24 protein-coding genes are annotated in these 26956 nt (G+C 44.9%); 17 read left to right on the top strand and 7 right to left on the bottom strand.

Annotated features, from left to right (window positions below):
• Positions 1 to 534: 534 nt before the first annotated feature.
• A complete protein-coding gene (gene def, locus ACTTK6_RS05970; protein WP_079476046.1) occupies positions 535 to 1080 on the bottom strand; it encodes a peptide deformylase in 546 nt (181 codons plus the stop codon).
• Positions 1081 to 1214: 134 nt separating this feature from the next.
• Here def and ACTTK6_RS05965 point away from each other — a divergent pair, with 134 nt between their 5' ends.
• The 5 genes from ACTTK6_RS05965 to lpdA all read left to right on the top strand — a co-directional run bounded on the left by ACTTK6_RS05965 (position 1215) and on the right by lpdA (position 7222).
• Complete coding sequence (locus ACTTK6_RS05965; protein ID WP_462832934.1) at positions 1215 to 1865, top strand: YkyA family protein; 651 nt, start codon at positions 1215 to 1217, stop codon at positions 1863 to 1865.
• A 481-nt stretch (positions 1866 to 2346) separates the two neighbouring features.
• Complete coding sequence (gene pdhA, locus ACTTK6_RS05960) at positions 2347 to 3387, top strand: pyruvate dehydrogenase (acetyl-transferring) E1 component subunit alpha (protein WP_462832951.1); 1041 nt, start codon at positions 2347 to 2349, stop codon at positions 3385 to 3387.
• 3 nt (positions 3388 to 3390) lie between these two features.
• Complete coding sequence (locus ACTTK6_RS05955; protein WP_462832933.1) at positions 3391 to 4368, top strand: alpha-ketoacid dehydrogenase subunit beta; 978 nt, start codon at positions 3391 to 3393, stop codon at positions 4366 to 4368.
• Between the two features lie 88 nt (positions 4369 to 4456).
• Positions 4457 to 5803, top strand: a complete 1347-nt coding sequence (locus tag ACTTK6_RS05950) for a dihydrolipoamide acetyltransferase family protein (RefSeq protein WP_462832932.1) — start codon at positions 4457 to 4459, stop codon at positions 5801 to 5803.
• A 3-nt stretch (positions 5804 to 5806) separates the two neighbouring features.
• Positions 5807 to 7222 (top strand): dihydrolipoyl dehydrogenase, encoded by a 1416-nt coding sequence (gene lpdA, locus ACTTK6_RS05945; protein ID WP_079476051.1) that lies wholly within the window; start codon positions 5807 to 5809, stop codon positions 7220 to 7222.
• A 154-nt stretch (positions 7223 to 7376) separates the two neighbouring features.
• Here lpdA and ACTTK6_RS05940 read toward each other — a convergent pair whose 3' ends face one another.
• On the bottom strand, positions 7377 to 8978 hold the full coding sequence (locus tag ACTTK6_RS05940; protein WP_079476052.1) for a glycine betaine uptake BCCT transporter: 1602 nt from the start codon (positions 8976 to 8978) through the stop codon (positions 7377 to 7379).
• Between the two features lie 375 nt (positions 8979 to 9353).
• Here ACTTK6_RS05940 and ACTTK6_RS05935 point away from each other — a divergent pair, with 375 nt between their 5' ends.
• Together ACTTK6_RS05935 and ACTTK6_RS05930 are read left to right on the top strand one after the other, a co-directional pair.
• A complete protein-coding gene (locus ACTTK6_RS05935; RefSeq protein WP_233133201.1) occupies positions 9354 to 10163 on the top strand; it encodes a polysaccharide deacetylase family protein in 810 nt (269 codons plus the stop codon).
• A 117-nt stretch (positions 10164 to 10280) separates the two neighbouring features.
• Positions 10281 to 10718 carry a hypothetical protein gene (locus ACTTK6_RS05930; RefSeq protein WP_462832931.1) on the top strand — a complete coding sequence of 146 codons (438 nt, stop codon included), beginning with the start codon at positions 10281 to 10283 and terminating at the stop codon, positions 10716 to 10718.
• Between the two features lie 29 nt (positions 10719 to 10747).
• Here ACTTK6_RS05930 and ACTTK6_RS05925 read toward each other — a convergent pair whose 3' ends face one another.
• Positions 10748 to 12223, bottom strand: a complete 1476-nt coding sequence (locus tag ACTTK6_RS05925; protein ID WP_462832930.1) for an aminotransferase class I/II-fold pyridoxal phosphate-dependent enzyme — start codon at positions 12221 to 12223, stop codon at positions 10748 to 10750.
• 122 nt (positions 12224 to 12345) lie between these two features.
• Here ACTTK6_RS05925 and ACTTK6_RS05920 point away from each other — a divergent pair, with 122 nt between their 5' ends.
• Positions 12346 to 12636, top strand: coding sequence for a UPF0223 family protein (locus ACTTK6_RS05920; protein WP_079476055.1), 291 nt, complete (start codon positions 12346 to 12348; stop codon positions 12634 to 12636).
• A gap of 14 nt (positions 12637 to 12650) precedes the next feature.
• Here ACTTK6_RS05920 and ACTTK6_RS05915 read toward each other — a convergent pair whose 3' ends face one another.
• Positions 12651 to 13277 carry a YktB family protein gene (locus ACTTK6_RS05915; protein ID WP_462832929.1) on the bottom strand — a complete coding sequence of 209 codons (627 nt, stop codon included), beginning with the start codon at positions 13275 to 13277 and terminating at the stop codon, positions 12651 to 12653.
• A gap of 373 nt (positions 13278 to 13650) precedes the next feature.
• Between ACTTK6_RS05915 and ACTTK6_RS05910 the strand changes: the two genes are divergently transcribed.
• Positions 13651 to 13839: a hypothetical protein gene (locus ACTTK6_RS05910; RefSeq protein WP_022792649.1), complete on the top strand. Its 189-nt coding sequence runs from the start codon at positions 13651 to 13653 to the stop codon at positions 13837 to 13839.
• A gap of 128 nt (positions 13840 to 13967) precedes the next feature.
• Positions 13968 to 14759 (top strand): inositol monophosphatase family protein, encoded by a 792-nt coding sequence (locus ACTTK6_RS05905; RefSeq protein ID WP_462832928.1) that lies wholly within the window; start codon positions 13968 to 13970, stop codon positions 14757 to 14759.
• A gap of 19 nt (positions 14760 to 14778) precedes the next feature.
• Here the strand turns inward: ACTTK6_RS05905 and ACTTK6_RS05900 are convergent, their stop codons facing one another.
• Positions 14779 to 14952 (bottom strand): DUF5325 family protein, encoded by a 174-nt coding sequence (locus tag ACTTK6_RS05900; RefSeq protein ID WP_158219049.1) that lies wholly within the window; start codon positions 14950 to 14952, stop codon positions 14779 to 14781.
• Positions 14953 to 15255: 303 nt separating this feature from the next.
• On the opposite strand from ACTTK6_RS05900, the gene typA reads away from it, so the two are divergent.
• Complete coding sequence (typA, locus tag ACTTK6_RS05895; protein ID WP_079476057.1) at positions 15256 to 17091, top strand: translational GTPase TypA; 1836 nt, start codon at positions 15256 to 15258, stop codon at positions 17089 to 17091.
• A 75-nt stretch (positions 17092 to 17166) separates the two neighbouring features.
• Here the strand turns inward: typA and ACTTK6_RS05890 are convergent, their stop codons facing one another.
• Positions 17167 to 17367 (bottom strand): YlaI family protein, encoded by a 201-nt coding sequence (locus ACTTK6_RS05890; protein WP_079477025.1) that lies wholly within the window; start codon positions 17365 to 17367, stop codon positions 17167 to 17169.
• Between the two features lie 183 nt (positions 17368 to 17550).
• Here ACTTK6_RS05890 and ACTTK6_RS05885 point away from each other — a divergent pair, with 183 nt between their 5' ends.
• Together ACTTK6_RS05885 and ACTTK6_RS05880 are read left to right on the top strand one after the other, a co-directional pair.
• Positions 17551 to 18009, top strand: coding sequence for a pyridoxamine 5'-phosphate oxidase family protein (locus ACTTK6_RS05885; protein ID WP_094907841.1), 459 nt, complete (start codon positions 17551 to 17553; stop codon positions 18007 to 18009).
• A 43-nt stretch (positions 18010 to 18052) separates the two neighbouring features.
• Positions 18053 to 19375: a PhoH family protein gene (locus ACTTK6_RS05880; protein WP_079476059.1), complete on the top strand. Its 1323-nt coding sequence runs from the start codon at positions 18053 to 18055 to the stop codon at positions 19373 to 19375.
• Between the two features lie 38 nt (positions 19376 to 19413).
• Here the strand turns inward: ACTTK6_RS05880 and ACTTK6_RS05875 are convergent, their stop codons facing one another.
• Entirely contained in the window at positions 19414 to 19926 is a 513-nt protein-coding gene (locus tag ACTTK6_RS05875; RefSeq protein WP_079476060.1) for a hypothetical protein, read from the bottom strand.
• Positions 19927 to 20141: 215 nt separating this feature from the next.
• Between ACTTK6_RS05875 and ACTTK6_RS05870 the strand changes: the two genes are divergently transcribed.
• The 4 genes from ACTTK6_RS05870 to ACTTK6_RS05855 all read left to right on the top strand — a co-directional run bounded on the left by ACTTK6_RS05870 (position 20142) and on the right by ACTTK6_RS05855 (position 26956).
• A complete protein-coding gene (locus tag ACTTK6_RS05870; RefSeq protein ID WP_094907905.1) occupies positions 20142 to 20417 on the top strand; it encodes an Fpa/YlaN family protein in 276 nt (91 codons plus the stop codon).
• Positions 20418 to 20709: 292 nt separating this feature from the next.
• Positions 20710 to 24156: a pyruvate carboxylase gene (pyc, locus tag ACTTK6_RS05865; RefSeq protein ID WP_079476061.1), complete on the top strand. Its 3447-nt coding sequence runs from the start codon at positions 20710 to 20712 to the stop codon at positions 24154 to 24156.
• Positions 24157 to 24355: 199 nt separating this feature from the next.
• Positions 24356 to 25783 carry a cryptochrome/photolyase family protein gene (locus ACTTK6_RS05860; RefSeq protein ID WP_158219050.1) on the top strand — a complete coding sequence of 476 codons (1428 nt, stop codon included), beginning with the start codon at positions 24356 to 24358 and terminating at the stop codon, positions 25781 to 25783.
• Between the two features lie 3 nt (positions 25784 to 25786).
• Positions 25787 to 26956: a GNAT family N-acetyltransferase gene (locus ACTTK6_RS05855; RefSeq protein WP_462832927.1), complete on the top strand. Its 1170-nt coding sequence runs from the start codon at positions 25787 to 25789 to the stop codon at positions 26954 to 26956.

The raw sequence follows: 26956 nt of genomic DNA, 5'->3' as shown, positions 1-26956 counted from the left end.
CTAGTACTGTAAATATAAAAAAGCAAAATAATGCAGGAAGGACAGGAAGTAATCGTTGCAACAGCCTGGCTGTTTAATCAAAAATGACTTCATATCCAGAGCGGTTCTACTCAGCTTCCGGCCAAAGAACTCAAGCTGAACAGCACCACAGTGTACGTACCAACCATTAATAATTCATATTATAAAGCATGAGACTGTTTTTTTCATCCTTTTAATCATTTCATTACAAAAATCGTCCGGCTGCAGAGAAGTTAATAGTTAAAAGAAAGTAACTATACGGGTACTAAAGAACCATGATAAAATACAAAAGGGAATAAATTTTCTAAATATAAATAAATTTTAAATTATAGTAATTATTACCAATAACGGAGGAGAGCGTTGAGAAATGCCGGAGCTAAGTCGATGAAAAGCGTCGCCAGCAGTTATCAGCCTTTTTGTATACTATCCAGGCATCGATGATAAGAAAGCATAGAAAATGATAAAAAGATGCTCATAAAAAAGCATCTTCCCGAAGGAAAATGCTTTTTTTGCAAACTATAGCTTGGGCAGTTCCCGTTTGTACTCATCTTCATAATCTTCAATCCGGTCGTAAAACATAACGCCGTTCAGATGATCAATTTCGTGCTGGGCGACGATAGCAGGCATTCCCCGAAGACGCAATTTTACTTCTTTATTTTCAAGCGTTTTGGCCTTTAATGTGATACGTGAATACCTGGGCACATTTCCGGGCACCTCCCGGTCGACGGAAAGACAGCCTTCTCCGCCTTCTAAATGGGTGGTTTCGACGGAATGGCTGACAATTCTCGGGTTAATAAACCCGTAGCTGTACAGTTCATCTTTATCGTCGGTTACATGCATGGCGAACATTCGTTTATTGATACCGAGCTGTGGCGCTGCTATGCCGACGCCCGAACGGAGCTCATATTTTTCAGCGGTTTCTTCGTCCTGGCTGTTTTTTAAGAAATCCAGCATGTCCTGCAGAACATGCAAATCTTCAGCAGACGGAGGAACCGGAACTTCTTCAGATACTTTGCGGAGCGCAGGGCTCCCCTCACGCTGAATATCTTTCATCGTTAACATGAATCTACTGCCTCCAATCAAGCGTGCAAATGATAGTGATTAATAACAGTGTATTAGTATAGCAAAAAAATTTCAGCTTAAACAGCTTTTAAAAACAGAATGGCTGAGAAAATAAATATAGCGGAGGAATACATATGCATAAGATGAATAAAAAGATAACTGGAGCAGCAGTTATTACTCTATCTGCAGTCATGCTGTCTGCATGCGGCTCGCCAGAAGGAAATATTCAGAATCACTGGAGTGAAGCAGCTGGAGCAGAGGAAGAATTTCCGGAAAAGGATAAAAAATTGACCCAGCTGGCTAAAGAGGAACAAAATGTATTTGAAAATTTAACCTCCTATGAAAATAAGGAACAGAAAAAAATTAAATCATCTATAGAAAAAGCCGTAAGCTCAGTCAAGGAACGCAAAGAATTAATGGAAGAAGAAAAAGAAGAAATTAATAAAGCTTATGATGAGGCAATGGAAGCAGGGGAGCCGATCAACAACCTTGAAAATGAAAAAATGACTAAAAAGGCACAACAGGCACAACAGGCAATGGAGAAGAGAAATGAAGCATTTAATAGCGTTCACGGGGCTTATACAGAAGCAGCAGATAAAGAAATTGAGATGTATGAATCGTTTACTGATGAAAATCTGGAGCTTGAATCGCTCGAAAAGCATCTTGATAAAATTAACAGCTCCTATAAGGAGGTAGAAAGCTTCAGGGACTCATTCAATACAGAAACAAAATCATTCAATGAAGCTAAAAATGCATTCGGGGAGATGGTGGAGGCAGAAAGTTAATTCAGTTTTATAACAAGCGGGAAAAGCAGGGCAGAAAAAAGGCCAAAAACGGCTGGACTGTTTATATAGGCATAGACAAATGATATATAACAGATTATCTTATTTACAAAAACTAGAAGATGCTAAATGACAGGATAATCCTTTGAGCAAAAAGGATTGACGTATCTTTTTCGTTTGGTATATTCTAACTATTGAGAAGTATTGTTTCACTGAAATGATATAATAAACTGAAACAGTTACTTATTTGTTCTTTATTAAAATTATCGGTGATTATATTACGGCTTTGAAGGGTATTAAAAGATGATGTGGTTCTGGATTCACACATAAGAATACCCAATCAAAAGCAAGTGTATTATGCAAACGATAATTCAAGAACAGATAAACACTACTACTGGATACAGCCGGTTTATTTTAAGAAGAGAGGAAGAGGTGAACATTTGTGGCGACAAAAACGATTGAGCAAGTCGAAAGTCACTTTGAAATGTTTCAGATTTTAGATGAAAACGGAGAAGTAGTAAACGAAGAAGCGCTTCCGGACTTATCCGATGAACAGCTTCAGGAAATGATGCACCGTATGGTGTATACACGCATTTGGGACCAGCGTGCAATTTCGCTGAACCGCCAGGGACGTTTAGGGTTTTATGCCCCAGTAGCAGGTCAGGAAGCATCGATGATAGGTTCACATTATGCACTGGACAAAGAAGACTGGATTCTTCCAGGCTATCGTGATGTTCCGCAGATTGTGTGGCACGGCCTTCCATTGTACCAGGCATTTTTGTTTTCCAAAGGCCATTTTCATGGTGGACAGATTCCTGAAGATTTAAACGTATTACCGCCTCAAATCATTATTGGTGCCAATTTTGTACAGAATGCTGGTGTAGCAGTCGGTCTGAAGCGCCGCGGGAACAAGAATGTAGCAATTACTTATACTGGTGATGGAGGTTCATCCCAGGGCGACTTCTACGAAGGCATGAACTTCGCGGGCGCATATGAAGCTCCGGCTATCTTTGTTGTGCAGAACAACCAGTTTGCGATCAGCGTACCAGTGGAAGAGCAATCCGCTGCTAAAACGATAGCTCAAAAGTCAGTAGCAGCCGGCCTGCACGGGGTTCAGGTAGATGGAATGGATGTTCTTGCCATGTATTCTGTTACCCAGGAAGCAAGGAAAAATGCCTTGAACGGCGAACCTTCGTTAATCGAATCAATATGTTACCGTTACGGTCCACATACGATGTCTGGAGATGACCCGACCCGTTACCGTACGGAAGAGCTGGATAACGAATGGGAAAAGAAAGACCCGCTCGTCCGCTTCCGCGCGTACCTTGAGAAGAAGGATCTCTGGAATGAAGACCGCGAAAATGAAGTAGTAGAAAAAGCTAAAGAAGATATTAAAGCGGCTATGAAACAAGCAGATGAAACACCTAAACAAAAGGTTTCCGATCTCCTTGGGATTATGTATGAAAAACTACCTGAGGAATTAAACAAACAGTTAGAAGAATACAGAGAGAAGGAGTCGAAGTAAGCTATGGCGCAGTTGACAATGATTCAGGCAATTACAGAGGCGATGCGCACGGAGCTGAAAAATGACGAAAATGTCCTTGTTTACGGCGAAGACGTAGGTCATTATGGTGGCGTATTCCGTGCTACAGAAGGTTTGCAAAAAGAATTTGGCGAAGAACGCGTATTCGACACCCCGCTCGCAGAATCAGGCATTGGCGGTCTGACACTCGGGCTTGCTGTGACGGGCTTCCGCCCGGTTATGGAAATCCAATTCTTTGGTTTTGTATTTGAAACAATGGATGAAGTAGTAGGACAGATTTCGCGTCTTCACTATCGTACGGGTGGGAAAAATAATGCCCCGGTCACTATCCGCGCGCCATTTGGAGGCGGAGTAAAAACTCCCGAGCTCCACGCCGACAGCTTAGAAGGGCTTCTCGCTCAATCCCCGGGACTTTCTGTGGTTATCCCTTCGACTCCTTACGATGCAAAAGGGCTATTGATTTCTGCTATCCGAAGCGATGATCCAGTATTTTTCCTGGAGCATATGAAGCTGTACCGCTCTTTTCGGGAAGAAGTTCCAGAAGAGGATTACACTGTGGAACTTGGTAAAGCAGATATAAAGCGTGAAGGGAAAGACGTTACACTAGTTGCTTATGGTGCAATGGTACACACATGCCTGAAAGCAGCAGACCAGCTGAAAGAAGAAGGCTACGAGGCTGAAGTCGTAGACCTGCGTACTGTTAGCCCGTTGGATATGGATACAATCATTGAGTCGGTGAAAAAAACCAATCGTGTGGTCGTGGTCCAGGAAGCACAAAAACAGGCAGGCATTGCAGCCAGTGTAGTTGCAAATATAAACGAAGTAGCTATTCTTCATCTAGAAGCCCCGGTTCTTCGGGTGACAGCACCTGATACGATCTTTCCATTTGCAGCTGCTGAAGATGTTTGGCTTCCAAATGAAAATGATGTAATTGAAAAAGCGAAGGCTGTACTCAATTTCTAAAAATTACTACACGAGCAAACAGGTTGATGGTTGAAGTCAACCTGTTTGCTACGCATAAATCGATGTAAACTAAAAGGAGGCATTTGTTTTGGCTTACGAATTTAAACTTCCCGATATTGGTGAAGGGATTCACGAAGGTGAAATTGTTTCATGGCAGGTAAAACCCGGCGATGAAATTAAAGAAGACGATGTGCTTTGCGAAGTGCAAAATGATAAAGCCGTCGTGGAAATTCCTTCGCCGGTGGACGGAAAAGTTTTAGAGCTTAAAGTGGATGAAGGAACAACAACTACCGTCGGTGAAGTGATATTGACCATCGATGATGGCAGCGGGGACGAAGGAGATTCTGAGCAGTCTTCTGAACAAAAGGAAGGCACTGAAGGAACAGCTTCAAGAGATGAGCAGGAGCAAAATGATGCGCAGCCCGCTTCCACAGAAGCAGAAAAAGAGAGCCCGACGCCGGCAGGCGGCGAAAGTGCCAGTACTTCAAGCGAAACGGATGTAGACGAAGACGCCCGCGTTATCGCTATGCCGTCCGTACGTAAATACGCACGTGAAAACGACGTTACGATCCAAAAAGTAAAAGGATCCGGCAAAAATGGACGCATCCTTCGTGAAGACATTGACGCCTTCCTGAGCGGCGACCAGTCAGCAGAAGAAGAAACAACTGAAGCAGCTTCCGGTGCCGAAGAAAGCAAACCGGCTGCAAGCACAGCGCCTTCACAGGATCGGGGTGCTATGGAAGAACGCGTGCCGCTTAAAGGTATCCGTAAAGCTATCGCTCAAAAAATGGTACAATCAAAACAGACGGCTCCGCACGTTACGCATATGGACGAAGTGGACGTTACTGCCCTGGTAGACCATCGTAAAAAATTCAAGCCAATGGCAGCAGAGCAGGACATTAAGCTTACGTACCTGCCGTACGTAGTAAAAGCTCTGACTTCCGCCATCCGTAAGTTCCCTGTATTAAATGCTTCTATCGATGATGAAGCTTCTGAAATCGTTTATAAGAATTACTTCAATATCGGTATTGCAGCTGATACAGAGCAGGGACTCGTCGTACCAGTTGTTAAAGATACGGATCGCAAGCCTATCTTTACCCTGGCCGATGAAATCAACGAACTTGCTACAAAAGCAAGAGACGGGAAGCTTTCCTCAGCTGAAATGAGCGGGGGATCCGCAACGATTTCAAACCTGGGATCTGCGAAGGGCGCTTTCTTTACTCCGGTTATTAACCATCCGGAAGTAGCTATTCTTGGTATTGGCCGTATTGAAGAAAAAGCGGTAGTGCGCGACGGCGAAATTGTTGCAGCACCGATGCTTGCTCTTTCATTAAGCTATGACCACCGTCTCATTGACGGCATGACAGCCCAGCACGCATTGAATCACATCAAACGCTTGTTAAATGAACCAGAACTAATCTCAATGGAGGGATAATTCATGGTAGTAGGAGATTTTGCAGAAGAAATTGACACGCTAGTTGTAGGTGCTGGTCCGGGTGGCTATGTTGCAGCCATCCGTGCGGCCCAGCTTGGACAAAAAGTAACGATCATAGAAAAAGGAAATCTGGGCGGAGTCTGCTTAAACGTAGGCTGCGTACCATCCAAAGCATTGATTCAGGCCGGCCATCGTTTTCACGAGGCTAACGAAGGCGCTGAAAATATGGGAATTACTTCGAAAGGCGCCGAAGTGGATTTCACAAAGGTGCAGGAGTGGAAGGGCAGCGTCGTTGAAAAGCTTACCGGAGGCGTTGAATCCCTTCTGAAAGCAAACAAGGTGAACATCGTAAGAGGGGAAGCTTATTTCTCCGACAAGGATCAGGTAAAGGTTTCTACAGACGAGTACAGCTCGCAAACGTATAAATTTAACAACTGCATCATTGCTACAGGTTCCCGGCCGGTGGAACTCAAACCGCTTCCTTTCGGCAAGCGTGTACTTGATTCTACGGGAGGATTAAACCTCGAAGAAATTCCGAAAAGCCTTATTGTTGTCGGTGGAGGCTATATCGGCATCGAAATGGCTGGCGCCTATGCAAATCTCGGGACAGAGGTTACTGTGCTTGAAGGCGAAAGCCGGATTCTCTCCCAGGGCTTTGAAAAGCAAATGACTCAGCCTGTGCAAAAGAAATTAAAAGCTCAGGGTGTGGATATTCAGACCGAAGCGTTTGCTCAGGGAGTAGAAGAATCAGAAGACAGTGTCACTCTGACGGCTGAAGTAAAAGGCGAAGAAAAAACATTTGAAGCAGAATATGTACTGGTTGCTGTAGGGCGCCGTCCTAATACAGAGGAGCTGGGACTTGAGCAAATTGGCGTTGAGATCGGCGAACGAGGCCTTATCCAAGTAGATGAGCAGTCCCGCACAAGTGTGGATAACATCTATGCTATCGGTGATATTGTCCCTGGTCTCCCGCTTGCTCATAAAGCTTCCTACGAAGCGAAGGTAGCTGCAGAGGCTATCGCCGGAGAAGCGGCAGCAGTCGATTACCTCGGCATGCCAATGATTGTTTTCTCGAATCCGGAGCTTGCAAGCGTTGGATATACAGAAGAAGATGCGAAAGAAGCAGGCTTTGATGTAAAATCCGCGAAGTTCCCGTTCCAGGCAAACGGACGGGCATTGTCTCTCGACGTCTCTGAAGGCTTCATGAAGCTCATCACTCGCAAAGATGATGGATTAGTCATCGGAGCTCAAATTGTTGGTCCTAACGCTTCTGACATGATTGCAGAAGCAGGTCTGGCCATTGAAGCAGGTATGACAGCAGAAGATGTAGCGATGACCGTCCATGCTCACCCAACGTTAGGTGAGATTACGATGGAAACGGCAGAAGCAGCACTCGGCATGCCAATCCACATCACGTAAAAAATAGAAAGAGCCACGGCTTACACAAGCCGTGGCCTTTTTTGTGAAAAATAAGGAAAACTCAAGCTCATCCTGGAATTTTTTGGAGCAGAGACTAGTTTTTAGAACAAAAAACCCCGGCGCTGAGGCCAGGGTTTTGTTTTTCGTTTATAAGTTAGCTTTTGCCAGTCAAATCTTTTTGGAGCTCTTCCTGTTCTTTGCGAAGCTGTTCGCGTTCGCGCCGGGAAAGTCCTGTTTCATCGTCCTGGCGTAGTTTACGTTCTTTGTTAAGAATACTGCGGTCGGTTTGCAAGGCTTTTAACAGCGATACACACATTAAGATCATGATGATAGTAAACGGCAGGGCCGCAATGGTCATAACGACTTGTATGCCGTTAATACCCCCGGAAGCGAGCAGCATTGCTGCGGAACCGGAAATAACAAGGCCCCATATGAATTTAATGGATACTGGCGGGTTCAAGCTCCCGTTGGTCGTCTGCATCCCAAGAACAAATGTGGCAGAGTCTGCGGAGGTGATGAAAAAGCTCATGATTAAGAGTAATGCTATCACGCCTGTGATGGCTCCGAAAGGAAGCGTATCAAGCAGGCCGAAAAGAGCTATTTCATCGCTTTGGCTTGTCATCAGTTCATACAATCCACCGTTTTGAGCGTTGTCTTCGGCAATGCCGGTCGTTGCAAAAACGGCAAACCATACAAACGAAAAGATTGATGGTACGAGCAGAACACCGGTAATGAATTCACGGATAGTACGTCCGCGGGACACGCGGGCAATAAAGGTACCAACAAACGGAGCCCATGCAATCCACCAGGCCCAGTAGAATACTGTCCAGGAATCAAGCCATGCCCGGTCTCCAGTATAAGCATAGGTAGTGAAGCTTTGATCCGGGAAGGTTTGGAGGTAGTTACCAATCCCACCAGTAAAAGAGTTTAGAATGCTTGTTGTTGGGCCAGCGAAGAGCACAAACAGCATCAGAACTGCAGCTAAAGCAATGTTGGCCCAGCTTAAATAACGAATTCCCTTGTTTAGGCCGGTAGTGGCCGAGGCGAGATAAAGAATAGTAAAAATAAGAATAATAATCAGCTGAGTAGGCAGGTCGTTATTAATGCCTTCAAAAATATAGCTGAGCCCGCCATTTACTTGCGTAGCACCGAATCCTAGAGATTGCGCAACACCAAAAATAGTAGCAAATACAGCGATAAAGTTGATCAACGTACCTAACCATCCATCTACCCGGTCACCGAGAAGTGGACGGAACGCCGAGCTGATAATTCCTGGCGCGTTATGGCGAAACTGGAAGTAAGCCAGGGCCAGGGCTACTACCGAATAAATTGCCCATGGATGCAGTCCCCAGTGGAAAAACGACAGGCGAATAGAATCAGAAGCAGCAGCTGGTGTCTGCGGGTCTGCTTCAGGACCGCCGTAATAGTGATAAAGCGGCTCGGCTACTCCCCAGTATACAAGACCGATCCCCATACCGGCTGTAAATAGAAATGCAAACCATGTTAAGTAACTGTATTCGGGACGCTCATCCGGTTTACCCAAACGGATCTTCCCATACGGACTAAATACTAAGTAAATACAAAAGATAACAAAAGACGTTGCGGATATTAAATAAAACCACCCGAGATTAGTAACAATCCATCCCTGAATGTTACCAGTCACTACGTTTAAATTCTCTGGTGTAACAACACCCCAGATGATTACCGCAAGCGCCGCTATTAAGGTCACAAAAAAGACGCTTGTTAATTTTCTCATGACTTTTTAAATTCCACCTTCCTTTTAGCGAAGCATTCAATTTTTAGGCAGAGGCATTCTGCATAAAGGGGATATTCAAGAATTCAATAAGCAGACACATACCTATTTAAAAAATAACAACGATGATTATTATAACACTCATAACTTCATACGCAACCAGAACGCACGAATAATCTATACCCTAAGTCTAGGTCCGTAAACCTAGAAACCTTTATACGAAATTGTTAAAAAATACCTACAGTCCATAAGAAGGGAAATTATTTCCAACAAAGCAACATTATTAACATTATATAGAAGTTTTTTAAACTTTTAGACCTGGTTTTGTATAAATTTTGCTAAAATATAAAAGGGAATAAACAAATAGGGGGAGTCGGGTTGAAAAAAACGTTATTATTGTCATCACTTGCATTGATGCTTGCAGGATGCTCAAGTGCTGGAGAAGAGAATGCAGCCGCAGATAAAAAAGAAAAAACAGATACTGCTGCCGGTGAAAAAAACCAGGAGCAGAACGAGGAAAAAAAGGAAGAGCAAAAAGTATCTGTTTCAAAGGAAGAAGCCCCGGTTTATAAAGTCAATGAAGCAAACTGGACTGTGCAGGCCCAGCAGAACGAGGGAGACGAAGTTCTTCTCACATTCGACGACGCCCCGGACGGAAACGCTGTAGAAATTGCAGAAATTTTAGCGGATAATGAAGCTCCTGCTATCTTTTTTGTTAATGGAATGTTTTTAAAAGATGAAGAAGGCAAAGAAGCCCTGAAGAAAATAAGCGACATGGGGTTTGCCATAGGAAATCATACAACTACCCATGCCTCACTGCCTGAGTTATCAGAAGAAAAGCAGTTTGAAGAATTAAAAGAAACCGATGAACTTGTCAAAGAAATTACAGGTGAAGAACCGGCTTTTTTCCGTGCACCTTTTGGGCAGAATACTTCCTTTAGTGACGAATATGCCAAAGAGCACGACATGATAAAAATGAATTGGACGTACGGGTATGATTTTGAGGCTGAATACCAGGATGCAGAGGCACTTACGGATATTACGCTGAATACTGAACTGTTAACGAACGGGGCAAACATTCTTATGCACGACCGGGAATGGACGAAAGAAGCACTCGGCCCAATTATCGAAGGATTTAATGAAAAGGGCTATTCCTTTATTGATCCCCAATATATAGAAAAAGAGTAGGGAAATGCTTGATATAGAAGCTTTTTATGTCGAATTTTGTTGAAAAATTTTATTGGGCTTTACATTAATGCTATATTGATTAAAAATGAACAAGATTCACACGAAGGGGGAACATTTATGGACCATTCCGCACTTTATGATGAAATAAGGCTTCACGTCGGCCTTGCCCATGATTACTCCATAACGCCTGAAGGCTTCCTGCACTACGTTATGAATGCATTCCAAAAATACTGGCCGCATAAAGACCTTATTTCTTTGTACGTTAATAAAGGAACACACTTTGAATGGCAAGACGGGGACGCTCATCCAGTATTTACGAAGGAAATAGATATTCAAAACGGCCTTTTGCTTTTAGCGGACATACAGAAAACGGTATTCTGCTGCCAGGAAGAAGGTATGTATCACTGGGTGCTCCCTTTTTATGAAAAAGAAATATTTGCGGGCGGAATTATTATTTCAAGAGAGGCGCAAATGAAAGAACTGGAAAAGGAAGAAGTATGGCTGCTCGAAGAAATTATGTCTTTTATTAATGCCAAACTTCCTCATTATATGTAAAAGCCAAAAAAGCAGCCACAGCTGCTTTTTTATTGAATTGGCTTTTGTTCCTGGATTACACGTATCGTTTGAAGGGAGGGGTCCTCTGGGCCCTGAACGGGAAGCCCGGCCGCTGCATTAGCTTGAATATACGTTAAGTTTTCCTCGGCAATGATTTCCCCTGGTAAAAGCACCGGGATCCCAGGAGGATAAATCATAATAAATTCTGCGATAATCCGGCCGGCACTTTCTGAAAGAGTGATGGTTTCTTTTTCGGCATAGAATGCATCGCGCGGTGCGATGGAAAGGGTAGGTATGGACGGAAGCTTTAACACTGCGGGTACTGCATAAGTTTCAGCGGTGTAATGCTGTCTGGCGAGCTCTTCTAGTGCATGTACAAGTAACGAGGTTTCTTTTTCCGTGTCGCCAAAGCTCACAATACAGAGAATATTGTACAAATCGGAAAGCTCTACTTCAATGCGGTAATGCTCCCGCAGCCATTTTTCAGCTTCGTAGCCATTGATGCCAAGCTGCTGAACAGAAATTAACAGCTTTGTCGGATCCATAGCGGTCACGGTATGCTGCGCAAGCATTTCAGTACCGGCACAGTAGAGGCCATAAATGGCGTTAATAGAGACCCGTGTTTTTTCTGCGAGTTCAAGTGTATCTTCTATCAACCCCTGCCCTTTCAGTGCAAGCTGCCTGCGTGCAGCGTCGAGCGATGCTAGAAGCGGGTATGAAGTAGACGTTGTTGTAAGCATACTGAAAACCGCCTGTACATGAGCGATCGAAACCCGAGAGCCCTGGACATTCAATACGGAGCTTTGCGTCATTGAGCCCCCGAGTTTATGCACACTTGTGGCAGCCATATCAGCACCTGCCTCCATGGCTGAAGGAGGGAGGCTGGGGTGGAAGTGAATATGCACCCCGTGAGCTTCATCTACGAGAACCGGTACGCCGTACTGGTGGGCGGTTTCTACAATGGCACCAAGATCAGAGGAAAAACCAAAATAAGTGGGGTTAATCACAAGCAGCGCTTTTGCATCAGGATGCCTGTCCAGAGCGTGCTGAGCTGTGGAAGGCGTGATGCCGTGAGAAATACCGAACTGCTCATCAAGAGCCGGATACATAAAAATAGGCACGGCTCCGGAAAAAATAATCGCATTCATGATCGATTTGTGTACGTTTCTCGGCACAAGAATTTTGTCTCCCGGGGCACATACAGATAAAATCATCGTCATAATGGCGCCACTTGTACCCTGCACAGAAAAAAAAGTATAGTCTGCCCCGAAGGCTTCGGCGGCGAGCTTCTGCGCTTCATCAATCACTCCGGACGGATGATGCAGATCATCGAGTGGTTCGATATTAATAAGATCCATATTTAATATATTACTGCCGATAAATTCGCGGAATTCCTCGTCCATGCCAGTGCCGTTTTTATGGCCTGGAATGTGAAAAGGCACAGGTTTTGCCTGTATATGCTCTTTTAACTTAGTGAATATCGGAGTAAGCTTCTGTTTGTTCATATGTGTCCCTCCAATGCGATCAAAAACATTCAAATTATAGCAGACTTTATACAGTCATTAAATAACTTTGTGGAACGTTTCGCCGGGGATTTGCTAGAATATTAATGAAGGGGGAACCAGTGATGAAAGAAAATGTTAATATTCCCATCTCCATGGAATGGACTACGCAGGAAATTATTGATGTAACCACCTTTTTTCAGATTATTGAAACTGCGTACGGCAAAGCTGTGCCAAGGGAAGATATTTTAGGCTTATACAAAAAATTTAAAGAAGTGGTACCGAGCAAAAGCGAGGAGAAGCAAATGTTTCGCCAGTTTGACGAGGACGCTGAAGTAAGCTGCTGGAAAACCGTGCAGGCGGCAAAAAAAGCAGAAGCAGAAGAAAAAATTAATATGGCCGTGCGCTCTGGGTAGAGCGCACGGCTGTTTTATACAGTCTGGAGAGACAAGTGATATAAAGGAAGAAGTTCCTTAAATGTACCGTAGATATACTCGTACGTTTCTTTCTCATTCCAGGAAGAGGCTGTTTTCGCGTCAAACTGGCGGCCAATCAGGAGCTCGGCTTTTTTGACGTCCCGCAAACGCTCAAGAGTATGAATGGTCTTTTCCTGATTTTCCTGAATATAAAACGCATCCGGTTTCGTATGGTCCGGGGAGATTTTATAGTCGTCCGGAAGAGAGGTAAGCAGGGAGAGGCGGTCCAGGTACATGCTGCCAATACCAGCTTTATCCGGCACTTCGTACATGTGGGTGAGCCAGGCAAAAAGATGATCGTCAAAAAGGCCGACCTGGAAATGGGGATGCTTTTTGTAGCCTCTTTTATCAGGAGCAATACCAAACCAGGTGCTTTCCGGAGGATGAACGGAGCGCCGGGCGTGCCTTGCAACATGAATAAACAATTCTTCGCCGGTGTCTGTGGATAAATCTTCAGCAAGGGAGTCTGCTAATTGAGAAAAGACGGGCTGAATATGCTCCCGGATTTGACTCATGCGGTTTTCAAGCCCCTCTGTCTGCATAATAGAAAAGTCTTTTTTGGTAAAATGCATTCTGCTCATGTAATGACTGCTCCTTTTTCAATTAATCTACAGTCAAGCATACTGAAATTTTGTATATCCGGCAACTAATGGACATAGGCAAAAAACACAATTATTTAAAAATACTGAAAATTTTTGTGTGTTTTTCTTGCGTTTCGGGTAAAAAGGTTTTATAATTCCAATAATCCTTATAGAATAACGAGTACACAAACTTTCTCAGTACATCGTTAGATAAACAAAAAAGACAGTAGGGAGAGGCCGTAGCAAAATATAATTTCAGAACAAAAGAGATAGTTCTGCATCTTATATTTTCTGAACATTCTGAGAAGGCTTGCCAGCGTCAGTTAACTTTCAGCTCGAGACATTAATATTCCATTTAAGGGGTGTGGGAAACTTGGAACAAGTAATTCAGGCGTTTAAACGTAGAGATGCAGAAGAACGAATCCCGGTACTGCGCTTAGAAATTGATTATGAACTGGTAACCCTTCATGACGCCATGGCAGAAGAAGATTTAACATCTATACACGCCAGCAAATACCGCTTAGAGCAATTACGCCAGGAGTGGATTCGACTGGAAGTGTAATATAAATAAAAGGATCCGGGCTGCTCTACAGCAGGCCGGATCTTTTTTGTGCAGAAGTCGGTGCATAAATTTACTATTTAGAGGGAAGAATAACTCATATACATATGGAAGAAGTGGAGAGGATTATAATGGAAGAGAATTGGTCGGCCATGCAGGAAAAAGCCGTGCAATGGATACAGGAGGCCGGGGAGCTGCTTCGCGCTTCTCTGGAGGAAAGCCTGGTCATAGAAACAAAATCAAATCCCAATGACTTGGTAACCGAAATGGACTTTAAAATTGAACGACTGTTAACAAAGAAAATTAATAAAGAATATCCCGGGCACCGTATTTTAGGAGAAGAGGAGGCCGGTGCTGATATTACAGACACCGATAACATTATTTGGATTATAGACCCTATCGATGGGACCACAAATTTTGTTCATCAGCAGTTTAATTTTGCCATTTCCCTGGCTGTTTTTGAAAATGGAATCGGCAAAGTCGGCATTGTTTATGACGTTATGGCTAATGAATGGTTTACCGCACTGGAAGGAAAGGGCGCCTACCACAATAACGTAAAGCTTTCAAAATTGAAGCCGGCAGAATTAAAGGAAGCGATTGTGGGTATTAACGCCAGGTGGATTAAAAATGAAAAAATTCCTTACGCCCGACAGATGCGAAATATTGTGGATGAGTCAAGAAGCACAAGAGCGTACGGTTCGGCCGCCATTGAACTCTGTTATGTAGCATGTGGCAGGCTTGATTCTTATGTGAACCTGTGGCTTGCGCCTTGGGATTTCGCTGGAGCGGAAGTGCTGTTGCGGGAAGTAGGGGCAGACATTTCGACAATCGATAACAAAAGGCCGTCGATGCTTGAAAAAGGACCTTATCTGGCCGGGCGTCCAGGCTTGCAGGAAAAAGTACGGGGGATGCTGAACAGCTGATCCCCCGTACTCATTTAAGCTAAGCTGCAGATCTTGCTTTCAGCTTCCGGGCAAAGTAAAAAGCTGAACATGTTACAGCGATTGAAACAATAGCAATAATAATGGAGGCTTCGGCGATAGCAATGCCGATGGAGGCGATCCCAAAAATAGCTAAAGTGGCGAGCAGTAAATATAACCACTGTATTTTTGTCATAAATTCCCTTCTTTCTATTAAATGATGCTGTTATTATTTTATCGGCTTTTGAAAGAAAACTCAAATACAGTCAGACGGCTATGATTCAGTACACGTTTATGTTATATTGTTGAAAGTAGTGTCTGTGATAGTAACTTGCCAGTCGGCGTTTCTTAAATGGGATCCGGCATATGTTATACTAACAATGTAAAATGGTAGGAACTCAGATAAAAATGGCAATGAGAACCCTGGCTTTATGGAAGACGATGTCGCCGAGTGCCAGGGTTTGTTATGATTGCAGCAAGAGAATAGGAGAGATTTATAGTGACAGTTTTACGTAAAGATATTCGCAATATCGCGATTATTGCCCACGTTGACCACGGGAAAACCACCCTTGTCGACCAGCTTCTTCGTCAATCAGGAACTTTTCGGGAAAATGAACAGGTAGACGAGCGGGCAATGGACACCAACGATATTGAAAAAGAACGCGGTATTACGATTCTGGCGAAAAACACAGCAGTAAAGTACCATGATACGCGTATCAACATTCTTGATACCCCGGGCCACGCAGATTTTGGCGGGGAAGTAGAACGTATCATGAAAATGGTGGACGGTGTACTTCTGGTTGTAGACGCCTATGAAGGCTGCATGCCGCAGACTCGCTTTGTTTTGAAAAAAGCATTGGAGCAGAACTTGACTCCGGTCGTAGTCGTAAACAAAATTGACCGCGATATGGCCCGTCCTTCAGAAGTTGTGGATGAAGTGCTGGACCTGTTTATCGAGCTCGGAGCAAACGAAGACCAAATCGATTTTCCAGTTGTTTATGCTTCCGCAATTAACGGCACGGCAAGCGAAGACCCTGAAAAACAGGACGAAAATATGGACGTTATTTTCCGCATGATCTCAGATAATGTGCCAGTGCCAGTGGACAATAGTGACGAGCCGTTCCAGTTCCAGATAGCGATGCTTGACTACAATGATTATCTGGGGAGAATTGGTGTCGGAAGGGTCTTCCGTGGAACGCTGCGAACAGGTGACCAGGCAGCGCTGGTTAAGCTTGACGGTACGGTGAAAAAATTCCGTATTTCTAAAATGTTTGGTTTCTTTGGCCTGAAAAAAGAAGAAGTCAGCGAAGCGAAAGCCGGGGACCTGGTGGCCATATCCGGTGTAGAAGATATCATGGTTGGGGAAACAATATGCCCGGTGGATCATCAGGAAGCACTGCCGGTACTTCGTATTGATGAACCAACGCTGCAAATGACTTTTCTTGTGAATAATAGTCCATTTGCCGGACGGGAAGGATCCAAAATTACGAGCCGTAAAATTGAAGAACGGCTGCTGACGCAGTTGGAAACGGATGTGAGTCTCCGGGTCGAACAAACAGACAGCCCGGACGCCTGGCTGATTTCCGGCCGCGGTGAGCTTCACCTGTCTATTTTAATTGAAAACCTTCGCCGCGAAGATTTTGAACTGCAGGTATCTAAGCCGCAGGTAATTATTAAAGAAGTGGACGGCGTACTCTGTGAGCCTTATGAACGCCTTCAGGTTGATGTACCTGAGGACTTTACCGGACCGGTAATGGAATCCCTCGGTGAACGTAAAGGTGAAATGGAAAACATGGTTAATAAAGGTGACGGCCAGGTCCGGATTGACTTCATGATCCCATCCCGCGGCTTGGTTGGATATACGAATGAATTCTTATCCCAGACTAAAGGATACGGCATCTTGAACCATACGTTTGAAGAGTACCGTCCGTATATCAAAGAGCAGATTGGCGGCCGCCGTCAGGGAGTGCTCGTTTCCATGGAAAATGGAAAAGCGACTCCATACAGCATGATGCAGCTTGAAGACCGCGGTACGATGTTTGTCGAGCCTGGTACTGAAATTTATGAAGGCATGATTGTCGGTGAGCACAGCCGTGAAAATGATTTGGCTGTAAACGTAACAAAAGCGAAGCAGCAGACAAACGTGCGTTCAGCTACCAAGGACCAGACCGTAACGATGAAACGCCCGCGGGTTCTGACACTTGAAGAAGCTCTTGAGTATTTGAACGCAGATGAGTACTGCGAAGTTACTCCGGATTCAATCCGACTAAGAAAGAAAATTCTCCAAAAAGGCGAACGCGAGCGCGAAGAAAAGCGCCAGAGCGTTTCCAAATAATAAAAATCCCGGCTGCAGTAATTACTGCAGCCGGGATTTTTATTATCAATCAATGCCGATCGGGTAAACCCATTATTACCAGTCGTTGTCTTTTACCGGATCCCGGTATAAATGGAAATGACCAGTAGCTTTCCGCTCATTTGTCCGGTTTGAGATCCGTTCATGGCATTCAGAACACATATACGTGTGAATCGGACGGTTCCTAATTTTTTTTGCTTGAGGATTTTCATCGTCCAATTTATGAATTTCATCGCAGATTACGCATTTTACCCGCATCATTTCGTTTCACCTCTGCTTTATGCAACCAAAAGATATGCTTTAAGTATAACACGACCGCTGCCTTGATAACAGAAGAGGGGCCAGATGATTAGAACAGAAAATTAAACAAAAGAATCCGAAAAAGAATGGACAAATTTTCAAACCAAAATGGTACTATTATACATATAAGGGGGGATACATATGGCTAGTCGTGTGTTTGACGAGCTACCTGAAGAAATCGTCTATTTATTAAAGCAGGAACAGTACGTGACGGTCTCTACGATCAATCAGAAAAATTCTACCCCGGATATTCACGCCGTGTCATGGGTATATGCATCTTCATCCCGAATGCTCCGGTTTGCGGTTGATGCCCGGGCGTCCGTCATGAAAAACTTGCGGGCGGCTCCGGGAATGGCTATGACTGTCATCGGCGGAGGCACCACTTACTCCATTGCAGGCAGAGGGAAAATTTTAACGACGGAGGTCAATGGTATATCTTTTCCGCTTGCAATCATAGAAGTGGAGGTCGTTGAAGTGAAAGATGTAATGTTTTACGGTTCCAGAATGATCAGCGGCCCGGTGTTTGAGAAAACATATGACCTGGAAGCGGCAGACGAGCTGGATAATAAAGTACTTGAAGCTATGAAGAAAACACAATAATTTAAATATTGCGATAGAGACAAGATAGGGGGAAGCACCTGTTATGAAAAAAATTTACGTTTTAGATACGAACGTACTGCTCCAAGATCCCCAGGCAATTTATCAGTTTGACGAACATCATGTAGTGATTCCGGCAGTGGTTCTGGAAGAAATTGATTCCAAAAAAAGATTGATGGATGAACTTGGCAGAAACGCGAGAGAAACAGCCAGGATTCTGGATCGCTTCCGCGGAAAAGGCAAACTCCATGAAGGAGTTTCTCTCGGTTCAGGCGGGACACTACGTGTAGAACTGAATCACCGTTCATACGAAAGCATGAAAGATACTTTTATTGAAGTGACCAATGACAATCGTATCCTCGCCGTGGCCCAGAATTTAAAGGACGAATACGAGCTTTTGGGCGACTACCATGTCGTCATTATCAGTAAAGACGCTCTTGTACGCGTGAAAGCAGATGCTCTTGGTATAACAGCAGAGGACTTTTTGAATGACCGGGTCACCCAATACGACAATATTTATAAAGGGCATCAGACACTGACGGTCGACCGCCCGTTGCTTGACGCTTTTTTCGAGGAAGGCTCTCTCGCTTCCGGGGAGGTTTCTGAAGAAGGGTTCTGCCCCCATGAATTCCTTATTTTAAGAGATGGTCTGAGCAGCTCTTCAGCTCTTGCAAAGGTTGACGCCTCCGGCAAAAGAATTCGTAAATTCACATCAGAGATTGATCATGTTTGGGGTATCCGTCCGAAAAACGTGGAGCAGAAAATGGCCCTCGAGCTGCTGCTTCGGGAAGATATACCTCTTGTAACATTGACTGGGCGGGCAGGAACGGGCAAAACCCTATTGACTCTTGCTGCCGGATTGCTTCAAATTGAAGATATGGAAAGATACCATAAGCTGTTGGTTGCAAGACCTGTTGTGCCGCTTGGTAAAGATATAGGTTACCTCCCAGGGGAAAAAGATGAAAAGCTGCGCCCATGGATGCAGCCTATCTATGATAACCTGGAGTATCTTTTTAACGCTAAAAAGCCCGGCGAGCTTGATTCTATTCTTGCCGGGATGGGGTCGATTCAGGTGGAGGCATTAACTTATATTCGCGGACGCAGTATTCCGGATCAGTATATTATAATTGATGAGGCTCAGAATCTAACAAAGCACGAAGTAAAAACAATATTAACAAGAGTGGGAGAAGGCAGTAAAATTGTTTTTCTCGGCGACCCGGCCCAAATTGATCACCCGTACCTCGACGAATTAAACAACGGCCTGGCCTATGTGGTTGAAATGTTCAAAAACCAGGGGATCAGCGGGCACGTCAAGCTGGAGAAAGGAGAACGTTCCGGTCTCGCGCAGCTTGCAGCGGACATACTATAAAAAACGACAGCTGGAATAGCTCCAGCTGTCGTTTCTGTTTATTTTACCTGAAAACCTGTTACATGCCGAATAGGATTAGCCTTGTTAGCCCCGTTTCCGTAATATATGTGGACCGGGCCGTCTTCTTTTAGCGGACTGCCCTTATGGGAAAATGCTACAATGAAATTTTTCGCTTCTTCAAGAGATACAAGATGAGTTTCTGCTTCTGTTTCCACAACAACGTGGCTTGCGTCCTCTTTTGGTTCGGCATTCTGTAAAAACGGCTCAAACCTGATGCCGAAGGAGCCGTTGATGATGGCTTCTTTTTTGTTGCGTACTTTGTTAGTGCGTCCGCGTCCTGGATCCGGATCAGGGGCATTGGAACCTTCTTCACGGTCACGTGCAAACCGCCTGGCTGTATGATCGGCTTCCGTGGAAGGCTGCTCTCCGGCAGCAGGATCGGTATCAAAATACGTATCAAGGTCAATTTTGCGGTCATCAAATATCCAGGTAGTAGGATCGAGAGTGATCGGAAAACGAACATTCCCCTGAATCATTACGATGAAATTCATAAAGCACTCCTCCAATTTTATAGCTGCTGATAGGAACTGGTTTTTATGCTACCACAACCGGGTAATAGAGAAAAAGCAGAAGTTGCTGCTGGCCCGGAGATTATGGCTTATAGTCTGAAGAATCAAGATTTTATACGTAAATCGTCTTGCTTTTTTTTTAATGAACAGATAAGATGAATAGAAGGAGTCAGCTTGTAGGAGGGATTGCCTTGAGCATGAGGGCAGCAACAGAACATAGCGAGAAAGCATACGCTTTATTGAAAGCAGATGCTGAAAAGATTAGAAAACTTATTGAAGTGCAGATGGACAACTTGACAATGCCTCAATGCCCGCTTTACGAAGAGGTGCTTGATACACAAATGTTTGGGCTTTCACGGGAAATCGACTTTGCCATTCGTTTGAATCTCATCGACGAACATACCGGTAAACAAATTCTCTCTGAACTTGAACGGAAACTTGCTGCTTTTCATGAAGCAACAGTCGGTGGATGAGCCAAGCTATTCTAATTGAATAGCTTGGTTTTTTTACAAACAACTAAGTTTTTTATTTGAAGTTTTATTTTAGTGAAAATTAGGGAAATATTATGTAAAGCAGGCTCATCTTGTATTCAAAATAGGCACAAATTTTAAAAAAATGCGAATATTACTTTGACAGATGGCCTGGTTCTTGCGTATGATAATTTATATTTAGAATTATCTGTTATTGAAGATAATTCTGATTGCTCCTATCGGGATAAGATAGATACATCCTGCTGGAGATGCATTAGATAAGAGGAGGAGAAGGATGAACGGTCTAGAGAATATTAAAAAGGTATTAGTAGCAAACCGCGGTGAAATTGCTATACGCATATTTCGGGCGTGCACCGAATTACATATACGCACCGTGGCTATTTATTCCAATGAAGATGTAGGAGCATTCCACCGGTATAAAGCAGATGAAGCTTACCTGGTAGGAGAAGGGCAGAAACCGATCGATGCGTATCTGGATATTGAAGATATTATCCGTACAGCAAAAGAGAACGGTGTCGATGCTATTCACCCGGGCTATGGTTTTCTTTCTGAAAATATTGACTTTGCCAGACGCTGTGATGAAGAAGGAATTACCTTTATTGGTCCGGAGACCCGTCACCTGGAAATGTTCGGGGATAAAGTCAAAGCGAGAGAAACGGCGATTGCTGCAGACCTCCCGGTTATTCCAGGAAGCGACGGTCCGGTAAACAGTGTGGAAGAAGTGAAGGAATTCACTGACAAGCACGGCTTCCCGATTATGATTAAAGCTTCGCTTGGCGGAGGCGGACGCGGCATGCGGATTGTCCGCGATGCAGAATCGCTCGAGGATGCATACGACCGGGCAAAATCCGAAGCGAAATCTGCTTTTGGCAACGATATCGTTTATGTAGAAAAATTTGTCGAAAATCCAAAGCATATTGAAGTGCAGGTGCTCGGGGACAAAGCAGGAAACGTTATCCATTTGTATGAACGGGACTGTTCCATTCAGCGCCGCCATCAGAAAGTGGTGGAGGTAGCACCAAGTATTGCGCTCGATGAGTCGCTGCGTGAACGCATTTGCGATGCTGCTGTGAAACTGGCCAGAAATATTGAATACGTCAATGCGGGCACGGTAGAGTTTCTGGTTAACGACAAGGGAGAATTTTTCTTCATTGAAGTTAACCCCCGCGTTCAGGTAGAACATACAATTACGGAAATGATTACCGGGGTAGACATCGTGCAGTCCCAGCTGAAAATCGCCGATGGCGGCACACTGCATGATGGTTCCATAGACATTCCAGAGCAAAAGGATATTAAAACCTTCGGCTATGCCATTCAATCCCGGGTGACGACAGAGGATCCTGCGAACGATTTCATGCCGGATACAGGACGAATCATGGCTTACCGTTCAAGCGGAGGCTTTGGAGTGAGGCTCGATGCCGGGAACGGGTTCCAGGGGGCGATCATATCTCCGTACTATGACTCTCTGCTCGTGAAGGTATCCACATGGGCACGGACATTTGAAGGGGCTTCGGAAAAAATGCTCCGGAACCTTCGGGAATTCCGGATTCGTGGTATTCGCACAAATATCCCGTTTTTGGAAAACGTTGTTCAGCATGAAAAATTCATTACGGGCACGTATGACACTTCCTTTATCGATTCGAGCCCGGAGCTCTTCGTCTTTCCAGTGCGCCAGGACCGTGGAACGAAAATGCTCACATTTATCGGAGAAACGATTGTAAATGGTTATCCCGGGCTTGAAAACACACCAAAGCCAACGCTCAACAAACCGGTGGTACCAAAGATCGATAAGAAAAAACCGATACCGAGAGGAACAAAACAAATTCTCGATGAACAGGGGCCAGAAGGGCTCGCAAACTGGGTGAAAGACCAAAATGAAGTGCTTTTGACTGACACCACGTTCCGTGATGCCCATCAGTCGCTGCTTGCTACGAGGGTCCGAAGCGATGACTTGAAGCGCATCGCAGAACCGACCTCCCGCATGCTGCCTAACTTGTTTTCCTCAGAGATGTGGGGTGGGGCAACATTCGACGTAGCTATGCGCTTTCTGCACGAAGATCCGTGGACCCGGCTGCTTGAACTTCGCGAGCGTATGCCGAACACGCTTCTGCAGATGCTTTTCCGTTCTTCCAATGCCGTAGGGTATAAAAATTACCCGGATAATCTGATTAAAGAATTTGTGCAAAAATCAGCCAATGCCGGAATTGATGTTTTCCGGATTTTTGATTCCCTTAACTGGCTGAAAGGAATGACGCTTACGATTGATGAAGTAAGACAGACGAATAAAATCGCTGAGGCTGCCATGTGCTATACAGGAGATATTCTTGATCCGAAGCGGGACAAATATGACCTGAAGTATTATAAAAACCTCGCGAAAGAGCTTGAAAACGCCGGCGCCCATATTCTGGGCATTAAAGATATGGCAGGACTTTTAAAGCCGGAAGCAGCGTACCAGCTTGTTTCTGAGCTCAAAGATTCCATTTCCATTCCGGTGCACCTTCACACACATGACACGAGCGGCAACGGTATCTTTACGTACGCCCGTGCGGTAGAAGCCGGAGTAGACATTGTCGATGTGGCAGAAAGCTCTATGGCTGGTCTCACTTCACAGCCAAGCGCAGACGGCTTGTATTATGCCCTGGCCGGAAATAAGCGGCAGCCGAAGGTGGATGTTGGTGCCCTGCAGGAGCTCAGTGACTTCTGGGATACCACGCGTGAATACTACCAAGGCTTTGAAAGCGGCATGCGTTCACCCGCACCAGAGGTATATGAACACGAAATGCCGGGCGGCCAGTACAGCAATTTGCAGCAGCAGGCGAAAGCGGTAGGCCTTGGGGACCGCTGGCGGGAAGTGAAGAAAATGTACCGCCGTGTTAACGACATGTTTGGGGATGTTGTCAAAGTAACGCCGTCGTCGAAAATCGTCGGAGATATGGCACTGTATATGGTCCAAAACGACCTGACAGAAGAAGACGTTTACGATAATGGCCAGAACCTTGATTTCCCGGATTCCGTCGTGGAATTCTTCCAGGGCTACTTAGGGCAGCCGCACCAGGGCTTCCCGGAAAAACTTCAAAAAATTATTTTGAAGGATCGTACCCCTATTTCGAACCGTCCGGGTGAAAATCTTGAACCAGTCGATTTTAAAGCTATTGAAGAAGAACTCTTTAACACGCTCGACCGCCCGGTGACCAGTCATGATATGATTTCCTACGCGATGTATCCGAAAGTATACATGGAATTTGAACAGTTCCGTCAAAGCTTCAGTGATGTATCTGTGCTTGATACACCGACGTTTTTCTACGGGCTCGAGCTCGGGGAAACAGTGGAAGTGGAAATCGAAAAAGGGAAAACGCTGATCGTGAAGCTCATTTCCGTATCAGAGCCGGACGAAACTGGTCATAGAAACGTGTACTTTGAATTGAACGGGCAGTCCCGTGAAGTTGTTATTAAGGATAAAAATGCCAAGGTGGATGCCAATGTGCGTCCAAAAGTGGATAAATCAAATCCTAACCATATTGGGGCAACGATGCCTGGAACCGTGCTGAAAACCTCTGTCAAAGAGGGCGATGAAGTGGCTAAAGGCGACCAGCTTATGATTACGGAAGCAATGAAGATGGAAACGACTGTCCAGGCGCCGTTTGATGGTAAAATCAAGGGCGTTTATGTAGAAAATAATGAACCGATCGAATCGGGAGATCTTCTTCTCGAATTTGAATAACAGGTACTAAAAGATCGGCCGGTAGGCCGGTCTTTTTTTATGGCAAAATAAAAATAGAGAAAAATCTAACACAGAGAGGTAGTAGGTTTCAAAAAATGAAATTTCTATGGAAGCATGTTTTCTTACGGAAAAAGCGTTAAATAAACTGAAAAAAGGTATAGAATTGAAGAAGAACTACGGTATAAAAGGAGCGGAATGTATGACGGAAGTAAGTGCTTTATGGATGCGCAGGGATTTACGATTAACAGATAACCGGGCAATGCATGAAATGCAGCAATGGGTGGAGGCGGAAGAGGGAAGGCAGTGGTTTTTAGTCTTTCATCTTGACCCGGAGTTTTACAGTTTTTCATGTCCCCACCATGATTATTTTTTTCAAAATCTAGAAAAATTTCGCAAAGAATGCGATGATCAACATATACAATTATATTTCCTGCATGGAACGGCGGAAAAGGCATTCGCCTATTTAAAAGAAAAGGTGCCCGGGCTTACGCATTTATTTTTTAATGAAGACGAAGCACCGCCTGCCGCCTACCGGGACGAGCAGGTGAAGACAGAAATGCAGCGGCGCAGCGTAGAAACCCACGTATATAAAGATGCTCATTTTCATCGTTCCGATGAAGTGAAGAAAAAGGACGGTGGGCTGTATTCCGTCTACACTCCGTATTATCGTGCCTGGCGCCAGCTCGAAAAAGAACAACCGTACAAATGCAGGCTTGATCTTATAAGCAGTCGGCAGGCTCGTCCCTCCCTGCCGCAGAAAGCCGCATACGGAAAATTATCCTCTTATTTAAAGCATTACGGGGAAACGTGGAAGCATACCGGTGAAGAAGACGGCCATAAACGGCTGGAGACATTTGTGGAGGAAATAGCTCCGACATACCACGAAACAAACAATGCACTTTCCCAGGACGGAACGAGCCGGCTGTCCGCATATTTAAAAACCGGCCGGCTTTCTGTGAGAACAATTTATCAGGCCCTTTCAGAACAGCTTGAAGAAGGAAATCCAGGGGCTGAAGCGTTTGTAAGCGAGCTTGCCTGGAGAGATTACTATAATATGATTCACGCCACGCATCCCGAGCTAAAAAATAAAGAGCTGAAGGAAGCTTACCAAAATCTGCCGTGGGAGTATGATGAAAAACGGCTGCAGACCTGGAAAGAGGGGCGTACTGGCTATCCGGTGGTGGACGCCTGCATGCGGCAGTTAAATGAAACCGGCTGGATGCATAATCGGGGCCGGATGATCGCTGCTTCCTTTCTCACTAAGGATTATTTAATTGACTGGAGGGAGGGAGAGAGGTATTTCGCTGAAAGGCTTATTGACTATGACCCTTCCTCCAATGCTGGCGGATGGCAGTGGGCGGCTTCCACCGGCACGGATGCGGTGCCTTATTTCCGCGTCTTTTCTCCAGTGAGGCAGAGTGAGCGCTTTGACCCGCAGGGCGATTATATCCGCGAACATGTGCCGGAACTGCAGGGAGTACCAAAAAAATATATTCATACCCCGTGGAAAATGGATGAACAACAGCAAAAAGAGTATAACTGTATACTCGGTCAAGATTACCCGGAGCCTGAAATAGATCACTCGGTTCAGCGAAAAAAAGCAATTGAGATGTTTAAAGGAGACTAAGCCATGGACATTCGCCGTATGAAAAAATCAGAAATTGATCAAAGTTTAGATCTGGCCCAGTATGCTTTCCAAATTCATTTGACAGAGGAACAGCGCCGGGAAAGGCGCCGCACGATCGTGCCCCAGGACAACTGGGTCGCCGTCGAACGGGGGAAGGTTCTTTCTAAAGTAGCGATATTTCCCACGATTGTTTACCTTGGAGACGTCAAAATGCCGATGGGGGGAATTTCTGGCGTAGCAACGTGGCCGGAAAAGCGACGGGGCAGTTTAGTGCGCTCGCTATTGAAAGAAGCGCTGGTGGATTTAAGAGACCGGGGCGTGCCGATCTCTATGCTTTATCCGTTTTCCACTTCCTTTTACCGAAAATTCGGCTGGGAAGTATTTTGTGATACGAAGCATTGGACAGTAACAAAAAGCGAGCTTCCGGAAACCGGGGAACCTGAAAAAGGGTATATCCGCCGAATTTATCAGCAGGATTGGCAGATACTCGACTATATCTACCAGAAATGGGCAAAGCAGTATGCCGGCATGATTGTACGCTCTGAACAATGGTGGAAAAACCGCACGCTTCAGCGCAAGAAAGGCAACGCTGCTGTTTACACCGATGCGAATGGCTTTGACAGCGGATATGTGCTGTATGAAGTAAAAGAGCAGCAGCTAACTGTGCATGAGTTTGTAGCATGGCATGAAGATGCACGCAGGGAATTGTGGCGGTTTTTGGCCAATCATGATTCTATGATTGAAACTGCCAAAATTTCACCCGTTATTGATGACCCGAGCCGTTATTTACTGCCGGAACCCAAAATCGAAGAAACGAGAAAAAGCTATTTTATGGCCCGCATCGTGGATGTGTACCCATTTTTGCATCAGTATCCGCTGAATCTGCCGGTCGAGGAATCCCTCGTGCTGCATGTGGAAGATACATTTTGTGATTGGAACAATACGAGCTGGCAGCTGTATAAATCAAAAGAAGGGCGGATGGAGATCAAAGAAGTGCTATCGAACCGTACCGGTATCGACCTTTCCATTAACACACTGACCGCTCTCGTTATGGGATACCTCACTGTACGGGAAGCTGAGCGCACGTCTCTTGTAAAAGGCAGCAAGCAGCAGCTGCAGCTGCTTGATCATGCTCTTCCGGGCTTTACTCCGTTTATGTACGACTTCTTTTGA

Source organism: Marinococcus salis, assembly GCF_054971365.1.
This window is presented reverse-complemented; position numbering and strand designations above follow the sequence as displayed.

What these genes read in the sequence shown, in the direction of transcription:
- ACTTK6_RS05920 (WP_079476055.1), top strand. Translation starts at nt 12,346, where the DNA reads ATGAAAGAAAATGTTAATATTCCCATCTCCATGGAATGGACTACGCAG.
- lpdA (WP_079476051.1), top strand. Translation starts at nt 5,807, where the DNA reads ATGGTAGTAGGAGATTTTGCAGAAGAAATTGACACGCTAGTTGTAGGT.
- ACTTK6_RS05870 (WP_094907905.1), top strand. Translation starts at nt 20,142, where the DNA reads ATGAGGGCAGCAACAGAACATAGCGAGAAAGCATACGCTTTATTGAAA.
- ACTTK6_RS05855 (WP_462832927.1), top strand. Translation starts at nt 25,787, where the DNA reads ATGGACATTCGCCGTATGAAAAAATCAGAAATTGATCAAAGTTTAGAT.
- ACTTK6_RS05965 (WP_462832934.1), top strand. Translation starts at nt 1,215, where the DNA reads ATGCATAAGATGAATAAAAAGATAACTGGAGCAGCAGTTATTACTCTA.
- ACTTK6_RS05905 (WP_462832928.1), top strand. Translation starts at nt 13,968, where the DNA reads ATGGAAGAGAATTGGTCGGCCATGCAGGAAAAAGCCGTGCAATGGATA.
- pdhA (WP_462832951.1), top strand. Translation starts at nt 2,347, where the DNA reads ATGTTTCAGATTTTAGATGAAAACGGAGAAGTAGTAAACGAAGAAGCG.
- ACTTK6_RS05880 (WP_079476059.1), top strand. Translation starts at nt 18,053, where the DNA reads ATGAAAAAAATTTACGTTTTAGATACGAACGTACTGCTCCAAGATCCC.
- ACTTK6_RS05875 (WP_079476060.1), bottom strand. Translation starts at nt 19,926, where the DNA reads ATGAATTTCATCGTAATGATTCAGGGGAATGTTCGTTTTCCGATCACT.
- ACTTK6_RS05940 (WP_079476052.1), bottom strand. Translation starts at nt 8,978, where the DNA reads ATGAGAAAATTAACAAGCGTCTTTTTTGTGACCTTAATAGCGGCGCTT.
- ACTTK6_RS05860 (WP_158219050.1), top strand. Translation starts at nt 24,356, where the DNA reads ATGACGGAAGTAAGTGCTTTATGGATGCGCAGGGATTTACGATTAACA.
- ACTTK6_RS05890 (WP_079477025.1), bottom strand. Translation starts at nt 17,367, where the DNA reads ATGCGGGTAAAATGCGTAATCTGCGATGAAATTCATAAATTGGACGAT.
- ACTTK6_RS05930 (WP_462832931.1), top strand. Translation starts at nt 10,281, where the DNA reads ATGGACCATTCCGCACTTTATGATGAAATAAGGCTTCACGTCGGCCTT.
- def (WP_079476046.1), bottom strand. Translation starts at nt 1,080, where the DNA reads ATGTTAACGATGAAAGATATTCAGCGTGAGGGGAGCCCTGCGCTCCGC.
- ACTTK6_RS05915 (WP_462832929.1), bottom strand. Translation starts at nt 13,277, where the DNA reads ATGAGCAGAATGCATTTTACCAAAAAAGACTTTTCTATTATGCAGACA.
- ACTTK6_RS05900 (WP_158219049.1), bottom strand. Translation starts at nt 14,952, where the DNA reads ATGACAAAAATACAGTGGTTATATTTACTGCTCGCCACTTTAGCTATT.
- ACTTK6_RS05955 (WP_462832933.1), top strand. Translation starts at nt 3,391, where the DNA reads ATGGCGCAGTTGACAATGATTCAGGCAATTACAGAGGCGATGCGCACG.
- ACTTK6_RS05885 (WP_094907841.1), top strand. Translation starts at nt 17,551, where the DNA reads ATGGCTAGTCGTGTGTTTGACGAGCTACCTGAAGAAATCGTCTATTTA.
- ACTTK6_RS05925 (WP_462832930.1), bottom strand. Translation starts at nt 12,223, where the DNA reads ATGAACAAACAGAAGCTTACTCCGATATTCACTAAGTTAAAAGAGCAT.
- pyc (WP_079476061.1), top strand. Translation starts at nt 20,710, where the DNA reads ATGAACGGTCTAGAGAATATTAAAAAGGTATTAGTAGCAAACCGCGGT.